The organism is Caldifarcimen microaerophilum, from assembly GCF_055387105.1.
Genome location: NZ_AP038914.1, coordinates 339,017 through 351,706, shown reverse-complemented (window position 1 = coordinate 351,706; position 12,690 = coordinate 339,017). Strand labels below are relative to the sequence as shown.

The following is a 12,690-nucleotide window of genomic DNA, read 5'->3' as shown; positions in this document are numbered from 1 at the left end:
CCGGGCTATTCTTCCAGCGCCTCTTCAAACAGCCACAGCCCCACGGTGAGGAAAAGGAGGTCAAACATCACGAGGAGCACAAGCCAGGAGCCCACGCCCAAGGGGCGGGGTTGCATGGACTCCTGGGTGAGGCGGATGGCAGCGAGCAGTAGGGGCGCGGCCATGGGCAGGATCAGGAGTGGCAGAAGCATCTCCCGCGTGCGCGCCCAGAAGCCCACCACACTCTGCAGAACTCCCAGGGCTGCGAGGCCGAAACTGGCAAGCACCAGAAGGAAAACATACAGCCCCACCGCCTTCACCGAAACCTGGAAGAGCACCACCCCCAGGAAACTGCCCCCCAGGGCAGCCAGGAGGAGAAAGAGCCAGAGGGCCAGCACTTTTCCAAGATAAATCACGCTCCGGTCCACGGGGAGCAGGGCCAGAGAGCGCATGGCCCGTTCTTCCATCTCGATCATCACACTCCGGGAGGAGGCAAGCACGGTGCCAAACAGCATGGCCACCCAGAAGGCTCCCGGAAAAAGCAGGTGGAGGGCCAGGGGGAGTCCCTGGAAGGCCAGGTTCAGGGTGACCAGCACGAGAAGGAGAAACACCCCGAGATTGGACAGAAACTCCCGGGAGCGAAGCTCCAGGAGCAGGTCTTTCCGGAGGATTTCCAGGGCGACCGACCAGGGGCCGGGGAGGGCCCGGTTATCCGACGGGTTCATGACGGACTTCAGGCCGGAACCGGCGAGCCACGTAGTCTTCCAGGATTTCCTTGAAGCGTTCGGCGATGTCCGGTCCTTCCAGGGTGGTGAAGAGCTCGCCGTCCACATACACGGGGGCTTTCGGGGCTTCCCCTGCGCCGGGCAGGGAGATGCCGATGTGGGCGTGGCGGGACTCTCCCGGACCGTTCACCACACACCCCATCACGGCCACCCGGAGATTTTCCACACCCGGATAGCGCTTTTTCCACTCCGGCATCCGGGCTTTGAGAAAGCGGGTCACCTCTTCGGCCAGTTCCTGGAAGAAGGTGGACGTGGTCCGGCCGCAACCGGGACAGCTTGTGACGTCGGGGAAGAACTGGCGAAGCCCGAGAGATTGAAGGATCTGCATGGCCACATCCACCTCCCGGGTCCGGGGGTCGTCCGGTCGGGGGGTCAGGGACACCCGGATGGTGTCTCCGATGCCTTCGGCAAGGAGCATGCCAATTCCGAGGGCAGATGCCACCACGCCCTTGTCCCCCATGCCCGCTTCGGTGAGGCCCAGGTGGAGGGGATAGTCGCTCCGGCGGGCAAGTTCCCGATACACCCACACCAGATCCGGCACCCGGGAAACCTTAGCCGAGAGGATGATCCGGTCATGAGGAAGACCCATCTCTTCCGCCAGGGCAGCCGAGCGAAGGGCGGACTGGACCAGCGCCTCCAGGGTGACCTCGTGGGCGCTCCGGGGCTCGGGAAGACGGGCATTTTCGTCCATAAGTTCGGTGAGGAGATGGGGGTCCAGAGAGCCCCAATTGGCGCCGATACGGACGGGCTTGTCGTGTTTCAGTGCCGCTTCCACCATTTTCTGGAAGTTGGCGTTCTGGTGCCGTCCTCGCCCGACAGTGCCGGGGTTGATGCGGAGTTTGTCCAGGGCGTCCACCATTTCGGGAAAGCGCTCCACAAGGATGTGGCCGTTGAAGTGAAAGTCCCCAACGATGGGCGTGTCCCATCCCGCAGATCGGACCTTGTCCACGATCCGGGGGACGGCCCGGGCGGCCTCCGGAGTGTTCACCGTGATCCGGACAATCTCGCTTCCCGCTTTTGCGAGTTCGAGAATCTGGGCGGCGGTGGCATCCACATCGGCCGTGTCGGTGTTGGTCATGGACTGAACCACCACCGGATGGGACCCACCGACGGGGACCTTCCCCACCCACACGGTGGGGGTGTTGCGCCGGGCTTTGAACACCGCAAGCATGCCTAAAGGGTACATGCCGTGAGAGAAACTTTCAAGGCGCTTGATTCTGACCTCCGGACAAGAGTTCGGACAGGGGTGAAAGGGAGGTGGGGATCCTCCGGGGGAAAGCTGTATACTTTCCCCTCGGATACGCTTTCCTGGAAGCCCGATCACTGCGGATCTCTTCCATGGCTCGCAAGATGAAAGGCGTTTCTGAAGGTGCCGCGTATAAGCGTATCCAGCGCTTCCTCGAACATTTTGATCCCCATGAAACCCTCTGGAGGCTTTTCCCCGAAACGGCTCCTTTCGTGATCGCCGACGTCACCGAAATCGAAAGACCCCAGGCCCGCAAGACAGAATACGTCGGGACCCTGAAAGATGGCAAAACCCGCGGCTTCTGACTCCTCGTTCTCGCTGCCCCTCTGCGAGGACGCGCCATCCCTTTTGCCATGACAGCCTTCTCTTCAAGAACCCTCAAAGATACGGGAAGCTCACGAAATGCCGTCCACATCCAGGCGCTTCTTTCCTGGAAGGTTCTCTGGAAATCGTCCCCTTGTGATGGACCGGGAATTCAGCTATACGACTCTCCTGCGCCATCTCTCACCCCATGACGTTTCCCTCCGGAAACGCCATGGGGCCCCCGGAAAGTATACGTTAGTCAACGTGGGCGTGGAGGCGGGTGACCTTGATGGCTGATGACCACACTGGAACCTGAAGAAGCGCTGCGGTTGTACCGCAGGCGGATGGAGATTGAGGAATCATTCCGGGACATGAAAAGCCTGCTGGGGTTGGGAGATGTGATGAGCAAGAAACAAACGGTGATGGAAAAGCTGGTAGGATTTTTGCTCCTGGTCTACGGCATTGTGCTGCTTCTTGGAGGAGAGGTGCGTCAGGAACTTCTCCGTCGTACAGGCTCTGCAAGATGGAAACGCTTCTCCGGGCCTTTTGTCCTGCTTGAGAAGAAGTGGCGATTGCCGCTCAAAGAATGGAGATCCTTGATTCAACGTGTCCACCACACGTTCATCCAATCCATCTACCCATGTGTCCGAACTCATGGGTGAACTTCAGGCTTGATTTTGCGCCCGCGCACAACTATACTTCTCTCCGTCTGAAGGAGCTACACAAGCATGCGCGGATTCTGGATGCTTCTCGCTGGTGCTGCGGTGGCGTGCAGCCCTTCGTCCCGTCCACCTGGATCCGTTCCCCCATCCGTACGAACCTTCCTGGATACCATGCGCCAGCAGGATATACTGGGGACCCATCTCTTTGAGGCACTGGTGGAGGAGGGGATGGGCCCGGTGCTGTTCGCTCATCTGCTGATGGATCCCGAGCTCCGGTCCGTCGCGGAGTCCTTTCTTCTTCCCGCGGATCGGGCGGATTTCCACCGGGTTCTCTCCCGACCCATTCCGGACCGGCACCAGTGGTCCTATCTTGTGGCGTGGGACAGCCTCACGAGTCTCCTCCTTGATCCACCGAGTCCGCCTCCTCCGCCCGAAACCCTGGATCTGGACCGCATCATCACGCCGGACCTTCTGCCCTTCCCGTATAACGTCCTGAAAAAGCTGGGGCTCCTCCGGTTGGGAAAGAAAATTTATGAATTCAGGTCCCCGGAAGTGTTTTGTTTCCACCTGAAGGGACCTCTGACCCGGCTCCATCCGGTGGCCGGAATGCTCACATCCTGCGTGTCGGTGAAGGTTGATATGCATCCCGTGGGATCTCCGCAGGATTCAGGGAAACGCATTCGGATGACCGATCTCGAGATCTCCGACACCCGGATGACCCTTGTTCGGGTCGGGAAGGAGGGGGATCCTGACGATATCTGGTGGCCTGTTTGTGCGGACACCGTCTGGGGGTGCCCTCTGTGCGGAACGTGCGGAGGGGAGATCCGGATCCTTCAGCGCAAACTGGGGGGGAGGGCATGGGAAAACCCCTATCCTCCTGCTTCCTTGGGTCTCCACACCCGGCTGACGTTTCCCAAAACCCTTCCTCTCAGCATCCTCTGCGTGATGAGTCAGGACACGCTCCTGGCCCGTGTGGCGTGTAAAATCGCACAACATCTGCTGGAACAGCCCCTTTCTCCCCGGATTTCCGGCGTGGATGTGGTGTATTACGCCTCCTCCCCGGCGAACCAGCCTCTCATCACTGATACGGTGTTCACGCCACCTGACACAACCCCACCCGTGGAACTGGACCTTTCCTGGAGGATCTGGATTTTCCGTCAACCCACGCCGTCCGATGTGCTTTTTCAATGCACGGTAAGCCGCAAACTCCGTGTTCCCGGGGGGCCTGCGGACGGAGATCGGGAGATGACCTGTGCTCCTTCCACACCGTGAGGGGATTTCCGGCATGATGCCGGTTCTGCCCCCATTTTGAAGGTTCGTCCCGGGCGGGGTATCCTTTCCCCAAACAGCAGCCCTCGGGAAGCTCACCATGAAGGAATTTGTCCACCTTCACGTTCATTCGGAATACAGCCTGCTGGACGGGGTGGCCCGGATCGGGGATCTTGTGGCCCGGGCGAAGGAGCTCCACATGCCCGCCCTCGCCCTCACCGACCACGGGAACCTGTTTGGCATGGTGGAGTTCTATCAGAAAGCCCGGGATGCCGGGATCAAACCCATCATCGGGATGGAAGCTTATATGGCGCCCACCTCCCGCAGGGAGAAGGAGAAGGACTATTACCACCTCACCCTCCTGGCCATGAACGCCGAGGGGGTCCGGAACCTGATGCGTCTTTCCAGCCTTGCCTATGTTGAGGGTTATTACTACAAGCCCCGGATTGACTGGGATGCCCTCACCGAACACCACGAACATCTCATCGTTCTCTCGGGCTGTCCCAAGGGCCCCGTTGCCCAGAACCTCCTCCACCGGGGTGAGGAGGCCGCCCATCAGATGATTGCGAAGTTTGTGGATCTCTTTGGCCCGGAGCGCTTCTATCTGGAACTTCAGGATGTGGGGGTGGAGGAAAGCCGCATCATCAACGCGTTTCTCCTCCGGGCGGCGCCCCGGTATGGCCTCCGGGTGGTGGCCACCAACGACGTGCACTATATCCACCGGGAAGATGCCCGCCTGCAGGAGGTGCTCCTCGCCATCAACACGGGCAAAAAACTCTCCGATGAGGACCGGTTCCGGCTCTCCACCGATCAGGTGTATTTCCGCACGCCCGAAGAGATGTGGGAGATCTTCCGGGACGTCCCGGAAGCCCTCCGATCCACCCTGGAAATTGCCGAGAAGGTGAACATCGAGCTTTCCCTGGACCCCACCCGGGTCCACCTCCCTCAGTTCGATATCCCTTCGGAGTTTGAGAGTGCGGATCGTTACCTCCGCCACCTTGCCCTGGAAGGCCTGAAGCGCCGGTTCGGGGAGGCCATTCCGGACGCCTATCGTGAGCGCCTGGAGCACGAACTTGCCATCATCGAACGAATGGGGTATGCCGGGTATTTCCTCATCATCTGGGAAATCGTTCGGAACGCCCGGGAGAAGGGGATTCCCGTGGGGCCGGGCCGGGGGTCGGCTGTGGGATCTCTGGTGCTCTATGCCCTGGGCATCACCCGGCTGGATCCCCTCCGGTATAACCTGCTGTTTGAGCGTTTCCTCAACCCCGAACGGGTGTCTCCTCCCGACGTGGACATTGACTTTTCCGATCAGAAGCGAGATCAGGTGATCCGGTTCATCCGGGAGCGGTTTGGAAAGGACAGTGTGGCTCAGATCATCACCTTCGGCCGCATGCTGTCCCGGGCCGTGATCCGGGATGTGGGACGGGTGCTGGGAATCCCCCTTGCGGAGGTGGACCGCATTGCGAAACTCATCCCACAGGGCTCAACCCTTGAAGAGGCGCTGGAAAGCGTTCCCGAACTCAAGCCTTTCGTGGAAAAATACCCAGAACTTTTTGATTACGCGCGCAAACTGGAGGGGCAGGTCCGGAACGCCTCCACCCACGCTGCCGGTGTGGTCATCGCCCCCGGTCGGATCACGGATTACGTTCCTCTGTTCCGCCATACGAGCGGTGACCGGGAGATTTCCACCCAGTTTGATATGAAATCCCTGGAGATGGTGGGGCTTCTCAAGGTGGATATTCTGGGGCTCCGGACCCTCACCATCCTGGAGAAGACGGAGGAGCTTGTGAGAAAGCGGGACCCCGACTTTGATCTGGAGCGTATCCCCCTGGACGACCCGAAAACCTTTGAGATTTTCTCCAGGGGTCATACGCTGGGGATCTTTCAGATGGAAAGCCGGGGCATGCGGGAGCTCCTCCGGATGCTCAAACCTTCACGGTTTGAAGATCTCATTGCGGTGAACGCCCTGTATCGCCCGGGGCCTCTTTCTTCCGGGATGCACGTGGACTTTGTGAAGCGCAAGCACGGGGAAGCCCCCATCACCTATATGCTTCCCGAACTTGAAGAGATCCTGGAAGAAACCTATGGCACCATTGTGTATCAGGAGCAGATCATGCAGATTGCAGCCCGGGTGGCCGGGTTCTCCCTGGGCGAAGCCGATCTTCTCCGCCGGGCGATGGGGAAGAAAAAGCCGGAAGTGATGGCGCAGATGAAGGCCCGGTTTGTGGAGGGAGCGGTGGAACGGGGTGTCCCCCGGGACAAGGCGGAAGCCCTCTTTGAATATATCGTTCCGTTTGCAGGGTATGGCTTCAACAAGTCCCATGCGGCCGCCTATGCCCTAATTGCCTATCAGACGGCCTTTCTCAAGGCCCATTACCCCGCAGAATTCATGACGGCCACCCTTTCAGCGGAAATGGTGGCGGGAGATTTTCACAAAAAGGCCTATCTCTTTGTGCGGGAAGCCCATCGCATGGGTCTGGAGATCCTCCCCCCCGATGTGAACGCCTCCGAGTGGGAGTTCAAACTGGAAGGGGATCGCCTGATCCGGTATGGTCTGGGGGCGGTGAAAAATGTGGGCAAAAAGTTCGTGGACGCACTGGTGGAGGAGCGGGATCGGGGGGGGGCGTTTGAAAACTTTGAAAACTTCGTGGAACGCATGCACGCTTCGGGAAACTGGAACAAGCGGGCGATTGAGAGTCTGGTGAAGGCCGGGGCGTTTGACGCTCTGGAACCGTCCCGCAAAGCCCTTCTGGAGGCCATCCCCCGCCTTGCCAAACCCACCCGCACCGCCATGACCCCCGGACTGTTTGGCGGCATGCTTCAGGAAGCGGCTTCCCGGGTGGACCGTTCTGTGGAAGACGCGGTGGAGGAGCGGGTTGCCATGGAACGGGAGGTCCTGGGGTTCCCCCTGATTGCCCATCCCATGGACCGGTTCCGGGAGGTGGTGGCAGGACGGTTTCCCACCTTTGATGCCCTGGATGAGCACACGGGCAACACGGTGGAGGTGGTGGGGGCGATTGTGGAACTCCAGGTCCGGCGGGGTCGGACCCGATATGCGGACCTCCAGCTTGAGGATCATGAGGGGAACCGTCTCCGGGTTCTGGTGTTTGAAGACCTTTTGAACGAGGCAGGGGATCTCCTTTCGCTGGACCGGGTGGTGTGGTGCAAGGGTTACCTTTCCACCGAAGGAGAAGAGGAAACCCCGGTTCTTCGGGCGGCGGCCCTGGAGGACCTGGAAAAGCGTCTGGCCGAGGCACCGGTGGAGTGTGTGCTCCCCTCCACGTTTGACGAGGCCTGGGTGGAAAAGTTTGTCTCCCTGCTCCAAGCCTATCCTGGAAGCCATCCCCTTCTGATTCGTCTCAACGGCAAGCGTTACCGTTCCCGAACCCTCCGGATTGATCCGGCGGAAAGCCTGGCCCGTGCCCTCCGGGAGATGGGGGTGGAGATGAGGTTCTCCTGATGTGGTGGCGCCGGCGTCTCCCTGAACCTCCTCGCATTCGGTTTGATGGAACGGCACCGCGAAAGGGCCCCTTTCTGGTCCGGCTTCCTGCCCATCCGGCGCTGGCCTCGGTGGCTCTGGACGCCGTCCATGCCCTTCGGGAGACGCTGGAAGGCGGATCCGTTGTGGTTCTCTCTCCACCTGCTCTGTTTCCCCTGGCCCACCATCATATGGAGGGCCTGACCCTGCTTTCCCTGAACACGGAAAAGCCCGATCGTGCGGACCTTTTTTCGGGTTTCACCTTCACCGCTTTCTGGGATCTGGATGAGGAGCCCCCTGCCCCTGCATGGCTTCGGGCCATCTATCCCCATCTTGCAGGTCCCCATTTTGCCTTCCACGAGCATGGAACGTTCGTGTTTCGCCTGAATGCACCCTATCCGGATCGGTGGCGGGAAGCCTTCGCCATGGTCGGTGTGCCCTGGGTCCCCCTCCGGACGCCGGTGGATCCGAATGAAGAAAAGTCCGTGGTGGATTTCCTCAAAGGGCGGTTTGACTGGAAAGGGGAAGTGCTGGTGGTGACCGAGGACGGCCTTGACGTCCCTTCATCCTGGAAGGCTGTCCCTCTGAGCCATGCGGAACTGAGCGCCTGGTCGGTGCCCCGCCTCCGGGCCCTTCTCGCCCTTGCCCGGGTGTATGTGGGCTCAGGGGTCCTGGCGGGTGAGGCTCTTCGCCTGGGGCTGGTGACCGTGCTTCTGGATCCCCTTCCCATCCAGGGTGCGTTGACCCTTTCGGAGGACCTATGGGAAACCCTGAAAGAACAACTTCCCTCCTGAGCTATTACCGGTGGTTGTGGCCCTTTCTGAGGCGAAAAGTGGGCGTGCTGGTCCTCACGCTCCTCCTCATGCTCAGCGTTTCGGTGGTTCAGGGAATTTCCATCGGTTTTCTGTCCCCGGTGCTCCGGGTTCTCTTCGGTCAGGAGGGCCTCCCTTCCCTTTTCCAGAAAGGAATCCTTGCCCCTCTCGGCGCATGGCTTCAATCCTGGCTGTTTGACGTTCCCCGGGATGTGGCCCTCCGAAGAATCGCTCTGCTCATCATGGGGGTGTATTTCTTCCGGGGGGTGGTGACCTATGCCTATCAGATCCTCGCCTTTTCCTTCGAGGAAGGACTCATCCGGGACCTCAGGAACGCGCTGTTTGAAAAGGTGATCAACATGCCCCTTCACCAGATCCGCCGGATGAACACGGGGGAACTCATCTCCCGATTTTACCACGACATCGCCGTTCTCCGCGAAACCTTTGCCATGGGGGTCCTGTCCGCGCTGAGGGAGGCGCTCACGGGGGTGGCCTATCTGGGGGTGGCCTTGGCCACGAGCTGGAAGCTCACCCTGTTCTCCGTGATCGTCCTTCCCGTCATGGGGGGACTCATCAACGGGGTGGGGCGGTGGATCCGCAGGCGAAGCGAAAAACTCCACCGGCGGATGGGGGAGATGGGGCAGCACGTGCTGGAAAGCCTTGAGGGAATGAAGGTGGTGAAGGGGTTCGGGTATGAAGACCGGGAAACCCGGACCTTCCATCACAAGAACCAGCGTCTGTTTCTCGCGGGACTCAAACTGGTTGCCGTCCGGGAACTCAACTCTCCCATCTCAGAATTTGCTTCCGCCGTGATGGCGGGGGTGGTGCTCCTGGTGGGGGGGCACTTTCTTGCCCGGGGTGAGCTCACCGCAGACGAATTCCTGGTGTTTCTCGCCGCCATCCTGTCCACCCTTGCGCCCCTCAAGCGGGTGGGTCAGGCCTATCACCGCATCCAGAATGGACTTTCTGCCTATGAACGGGTGCGGGAAATCTTCGCCCTCCCCTCCGAGCGAAAGCCCTTTTCCGTGAAGGGGAAGACCTTCCCGGGACTTCGCCGGGAGATCCGTCTGGAGGATGTCCATTACCACTATCCGGACGGAACCCATGCCCTGAGGGGTGTTTCCCTCTTCATCCGGAAAGGGGAGACGGTGGCGCTCGTGGGACCGAGCGGAGCGGGAAAGACCACCCTGGTGGACCTTCTTGCCTATTTTGACCGGCCCACCCGGGGCCGGATCCTGGTGGACGGCATGGATCTTGCCACCTATGACCCCCTCTCCTATCGTCAGCGCATCGCCATCGTCCCCCAGGAGGTGTATCTCTTTTCCGGAACGCTTCTGGAGAACATCCTGTATGCCCGTCCGGACGCGTCGGAGGAAGACGTGAGAAGAGCGCTGGAAGCGGCTGACGTGATGGACATCGTGAAGGAACTGCCCGAGGGGCTCCACACCCGGGTGGGACAGGGGGGCATTCGGCTTTCGGGTGGACAGCGTCAGCGAATTGCGCTGGCCCGGGCCCTTCTCCGGGATCCGGATCTCCTGATTCTGGATGAACCCACCGCTTCCCTGGATGCCCTTTCGGAGGATCGGATCCAGGAGGCTCTGCACCGGGCGTTTCGGGACCGGACGGTGGTGATCATCGCCCACCGCCTGGCCACCGTGCTTCAGGCGGACCGGATTGTGGTGATGGAGCGGGGAAGGGTGGTGGCGGAGGGGCGTCATGAGGAACTCCTCAAAACAAGCCCCCTCTATCGGGAACTCTATCGCCTTCAATTCCTGAAACCCCTGGAGGTGCATCATGGCCCTGACGGGGGAGACCCTGAAACGGCTGTTTGAAGGGTATTTTATCCGGCGCTGGAATGACAACATCCATCCCATCCCTCTCGTGGAGATGGACCGGCACGGTCACAGGATGATGGTGGCCTTTTTGATGGGCCGGATGGAAGAAGCCCGGGGAGCGTCCGTGGACTGGACCCATCTGGTGGCCGGGGGGACCTTTCACCTTCTCCGAAAGATCGTGTTTTCCGATCTGAAGCCTGCCGTATCGTCCCGGCTCTACAAAAACAAGCCCGAAGTGCTCGTGCGGATGAACCGCCATGTGATCCAGGAAGTGAGCCGCTTTCTGGACCCCCAGAGCGTGCGTCTTCTGGACCTCTTTCTCCACCAGGACCCCGAGGTGACCTATCCCTCCCATGTGCGCACCCACACCTTCCGGCTCCTCCGGTGCGCCTCCAAATTCGTCACGCTGCGGGAGTTTGAGCTTCTGAAGAAGGTCAATCCCGACACGGAGGAGATGCACCGGATTGAGGAAGAGATCCATTCGGAACTCCATGCCTTTTCGGACCTTCCAGCCCTTCACACCTTTCTCCTGGCCCGCCCCATGGCCCGGTTTAACCATGTGCTGGAAAAACTTCGTTATCAGCAGCGATGGAGTCAGACTTACAAAATGCCCCCAACCTCTGTGATGGGGCACAGCGTGTATGTGGCCACCCTGACCTGGATGTTTCTCAACCACATCTTCCATCAGAAGGGCATTCTGTATGGGATGGACAACCCCCCGCCGGTGGTCACGGTCACCTATTTCGCCGCGCTGTTTCACGACCTTGCGGAGGCGGTCACGCGGGATATCGTCCGACCGGTGAAAGAGTGGTTTGTTTCCGTCCTGCGGGATCGGAAGGGGGTGGAGGCGCTGGAAGAAGAGGACCAGGCGAGTTACGACGAAATCAAGGCCATTGAGGCGGAACTTCTTCAGGAGGCGCTGGATCTGGTGGCCCAGGAGGGATACCCCGAACTGCGGGACCAGCTGGAATATTTCTCGCTGGAGGAATTCGCCAACAAGCGCAGAACCCCTGCCGGCATGGAGGTGGGGGTGGAGGATGAGGTTCTCCTGTCCAGCCCGCTGGAGGCGTGGCCCGTGTGGGGTCAGGTGGTGGAGCTTGCGGACAACCTGGCGGCCTTCGTGGAGGCCCAGCAGTCGGTGGAGATGGGGATCCGTCCGGCAAGCCTGCTCCGGGCGCTGGAGAGCCTCCGGAATCACCTTCTTGCCCAGGCGGAACGGGGTGAACTGGTGTTTGCGGGTGTGGATCTCGGAGAGATGGTGTCCTCGATGGTGGCGATTTGATGTGGACGCTTCGATGTCCAGAGCGTAGAATATCCCCATGACGATGGTGGCACGGGTGTGGGAAAATCGGAGCCTGTACCTGGGGCTTTCCCTGATTCTGCACCTTTTGCTTCTCTTTTATCTCAAAACCTCCCGGGCGTCCATCACCGCACCCACCATCACCTTCCGGGAGGTGACCTACCTGGAGGAAAGCCCCCGTGCCCGCTATCGCAACCCGAAGGTCAAAAAGATCCTTGCCAGAACCGAACAGCCCGGTCCTTCTGGAGAGAAGAAATTTCCTTCCGCTCCCCTGAAGCCCAACCTTCCCGAACCCAAGCTGGAACTCTCCGCCCCGAAAGTTGACCTCTCGCCTTCCATGAAACCCTCGCTGGAGCCCTCCACGGAACCCCAGCTGGATCTTTCGTCCGGCCTTTCGGCCAACGTGGATCTGGGTGTGAAGGTGGACGCGGGGGATCTGGATCTCTCCACCGGACTGGAAGGCGCCGACGTGGTGATTCAGTCGGGTGGGGCTTCCGGAACACGGGAGATTCTCGCCCAGCCTGAGGTCAAACCCTCGGTTGACCTTTCGGCTTCCTCCGGACTGGGCGGTGGCACCGGTCTTCCGGGAGGCGGCGGAGGTGGAGGGGGAACACCGGGAATCTCTCTGGAACCCGTTTCCCCCGGCCCGGAAATCCAGACGCCCGCCAAGCCCGCGCCTCCCCCACCCCCCTCCAACATTCTGGAAAAACCTGCGTCGGGAAGCCGGAAGCCCTCCATGGAAGTCACGGGTCAGATTGCCAACCGGAAGATTCTGCGCCGGGTCCGGCCCACCTATCCCGCACGGGCTCTTCGGGAAGGGCGGGAAGGGGTGGTTCAGGTGAAGTTCTGGGTATCGCCGGACGGCAGGGTTCGACCCAACATCGTGGTGGTCCGGTCTTCGGGATGGCCGGATCTGGATCAGGCCGTGATTCAGGCCCTCCGTCAGTGGAAATTCGCCCCGATCTCCACGAGAGAGGATCAGTGGGGCGTGCTCACCGTGGTGTTCCGACTGCTGTGA

The 12,690-nt window shown here is 60.5% G+C and carries 11 protein-coding genes; 9 read left to right on the top strand and 2 right to left on the bottom strand.

Annotated features, from left to right (window positions below; genetic code table 11):
* Nucleotides 1-5: 5 nt before the first annotated feature.
* Both AC6HU3_RS01650 and ispG read right to left on the bottom strand, forming a co-directional pair.
* Nucleotides 6-704: a heme exporter protein CcmB gene (locus AC6HU3_RS01650; protein ID WP_497474093.1), complete on the bottom strand. Its 699-nt coding sequence runs from the start codon at nucleotides 702-704 to the stop codon at nucleotides 6-8.
* Nucleotides 688-1,935 carry a flavodoxin-dependent (E)-4-hydroxy-3-methylbut-2-enyl-diphosphate synthase gene (ispG, locus tag AC6HU3_RS01645; RefSeq protein ID WP_497474091.1) on the bottom strand — a complete coding sequence of 416 codons (1,248 nt, stop codon included), beginning with the start codon at nucleotides 1,933-1,935 and terminating at the stop codon, nucleotides 688-690. Before ispG ends, AC6HU3_RS01650 begins: the two co-directional genes overlap by 17 nt.
* A 167-nt stretch (nucleotides 1,936-2,102) precedes the next feature.
* Here ispG and AC6HU3_RS01640 point away from each other — a divergent pair, with 167 nt between their 5' ends.
* The 9 genes from AC6HU3_RS01640 to AC6HU3_RS01600 all read left to right on the top strand — a co-directional run bounded on the left by AC6HU3_RS01640 (nucleotide 2,103) and on the right by AC6HU3_RS01600 (nucleotide 12,690).
* A complete protein-coding gene (locus tag AC6HU3_RS01640) occupies nucleotides 2,103-2,315 on the top strand; it encodes a hypothetical protein (protein WP_497474089.1) in 213 nt (70 codons plus the stop codon).
* A 157-nt stretch (nucleotides 2,316-2,472) separates the two neighbouring features.
* Nucleotides 2,473-2,610: a hypothetical protein gene (locus AC6HU3_RS01635; RefSeq protein WP_497474087.1), complete on the top strand. Its 138-nt coding sequence runs from the start codon at nucleotides 2,473-2,475 to the stop codon at nucleotides 2,608-2,610.
* Nucleotides 2,610-2,975: a transposase gene (locus AC6HU3_RS01630; RefSeq protein WP_497474085.1), complete on the top strand. Its 366-nt coding sequence runs from the start codon at nucleotides 2,610-2,612 to the stop codon at nucleotides 2,973-2,975. Before AC6HU3_RS01635 ends, AC6HU3_RS01630 begins: the two co-directional genes overlap by 1 nt.
* Nucleotides 2,976-3,041: 66 nt before the next feature.
* Nucleotides 3,042-4,247, top strand: a complete 1,206-nt coding sequence (locus tag AC6HU3_RS01625; RefSeq protein ID WP_497474084.1) for a hypothetical protein — start codon at nucleotides 3,042-3,044, stop codon at nucleotides 4,245-4,247.
* Nucleotides 4,248-4,344: 97 nt separating this feature from the next.
* On the top strand, nucleotides 4,345-7,707 hold the full coding sequence (dnaE, locus tag AC6HU3_RS01620) for a DNA polymerase III subunit alpha (protein ID WP_497474082.1): 3,363 nt from the start codon (nucleotides 4,345-4,347) through the stop codon (nucleotides 7,705-7,707).
* The gene (locus tag AC6HU3_RS01615) at nucleotides 7,707-8,519 is read left to right on the top strand and encodes a hypothetical protein (RefSeq protein WP_497474080.1); all 813 of its coding nucleotides are present in this window, start codon (nucleotides 7,707-7,709) and stop codon (nucleotides 8,517-8,519) included. Before dnaE ends, AC6HU3_RS01615 begins: the two co-directional genes overlap by 1 nt.
* Nucleotides 8,486-10,369 (top strand): ABC transporter ATP-binding protein, encoded by a 1,884-nt coding sequence (locus AC6HU3_RS01610; RefSeq protein ID WP_497474078.1) that lies wholly within the window; start codon nucleotides 8,486-8,488, stop codon nucleotides 10,367-10,369. Before AC6HU3_RS01615 ends, AC6HU3_RS01610 begins: the two co-directional genes overlap by 34 nt.
* Nucleotides 10,332-11,654: a YfbR-like 5'-deoxynucleotidase gene (locus AC6HU3_RS01605; protein ID WP_497474076.1), complete on the top strand. Its 1,323-nt coding sequence runs from the start codon at nucleotides 10,332-10,334 to the stop codon at nucleotides 11,652-11,654. The genes AC6HU3_RS01610 and AC6HU3_RS01605 overlap by 38 nt, the downstream gene beginning before the upstream one ends.
* A 37-nt stretch (nucleotides 11,655-11,691) precedes the next feature.
* Nucleotides 11,692-12,690 (top strand): energy transducer TonB, encoded by a 999-nt coding sequence (locus AC6HU3_RS01600; RefSeq protein WP_497474075.1) that lies wholly within the window; start codon nucleotides 11,692-11,694, stop codon nucleotides 12,688-12,690.